This is a genomic window from Xenorhabdus sp. Sc-CR9 (assembly GCF_963897815.1).
Classification (GTDB): Bacteria; Pseudomonadota; Gammaproteobacteria; order Enterobacterales; family Enterobacteriaceae; genus Xenorhabdus.
In genome coordinates this window covers 1-1,169 of the sequence record NZ_CAWQTY010000072.1, presented here as the reverse complement: position 1 = coordinate 1,169, position 1,169 = coordinate 1, and the positions used below count along the sequence as shown (strand labels likewise).

2 protein-coding genes are annotated in these 1,169 nt (G+C 47.6%); one reads left to right on the top strand and one right to left on the bottom strand.

Annotation, left to right across the window (positions count from 1 at the left end; genetic code table 11):
• Nucleotides 1-88: 88 nt before the first annotated feature.
• Nucleotides 89-358: a hypothetical protein gene (locus AACQ81_RS03655; protein WP_237388481.1), complete on the bottom strand. Its 270-nt coding sequence runs from the start codon at nt 356-358 to the stop codon at nt 89-91.
• Nucleotides 359-916: 558 nt separating this feature from the next.
• Here AACQ81_RS03655 and AACQ81_RS03650 point away from each other — a divergent pair.
• The coding region (locus tag AACQ81_RS03650; protein ID WP_237388480.1) for a DUF1525 domain-containing protein at nt 917-1,169 on the top strand (253 nt) is incomplete at its 3' end.

Here is a 1,169-nt window from a genome sequence, read left to right as displayed (position 1 = left end):
GGGGTCTTCAAGTGAGGCAAAATGCTGTAACAAAGGGCTGACAGAGGACATAAGGGTTGACTTTAAAAGCAGCATAACGACATGAAACTCAATCATTGTCAATGAATTTTAGATGCGATTGCCCTGCCCTGGCTGCCCCGCTGTGTCCGGCGGCGGCTTGCTGCGCCAGACTCTGACCGCCGCCGAGCGGGCCGGCAAACCCGCCGGGTTTCATCAGGCCGCCTTTATCCGTCAGGCCAGCGGTTCCCGTACCACTCAGCAGGCCAGCCGCCTGTTTCACCAGACCTGTTGCCTGCTTGCCTTTTTCCAGCAGGGATTGTCCCTGCTGTAACTTCGTCAGGTGTTTCTTCATTGACATGGTGTCGTTTTCCTTATTTTTTATGTGTTGTCCTCAATGCTGTTTTCCGCGGGGATCCCTTTTACTTACGCAGCCTGACGTCCGGGCAGGCATTCACTGCGTTCAGGCAGAAAAAGCCTGTTATTTATACTAATACCGCTCGCTTAAGCACTTTTTTGAATAACAATTCATAAAAATGCTGACAAAAAGATTTGAAGATCCCGACATTACTGGCTTCTTCAAATGGAGAAAATGACAGTTGGTACTCTCATTTCTCTTAAGCGAGCAATATTAGTTATTTATACCCATTTTTTTCTTATTATGATGAGGGGGTGACTGTTTTATCGGCATGTTTTTCATTTCATTCATGACAAATTATGTCAGGGGATAAATCCGGACTGTTATTTTACCGATATAACGATGAATTTTATGAATGTGATACCCGTTTTATCGACATTTGGGAAAAATCTTAGCGGGCCGGTGCGTTTATTTTTCATTGTCAGAAAATCAATTAAGCACTGACTTTTGCTGCGGCTTTCTTCACGCTGGCCTGATGTTTTATAACATGGAAAGGACACGATGAAAAAGCCGGGTTTACTGCTCCTGATGGGATGGATGGTGTCACTGTCCGTCGGTGCTAAAACGGTGATCTATACTGACAGTCAGCACCCGCCGGTTAATTTGCTCCCTGGGACACAGGTAATATGGCTGGATGCACCGGAGCAACAGCAAAGGCAGATCTTTGCCCGCCTTCCCGCAGACTCACAACAGGCGGCAACTCAGGTCCGGGCCATCCTTCAGTCTCCTCAGTGGCGTGAGCAGGAACAGCAAC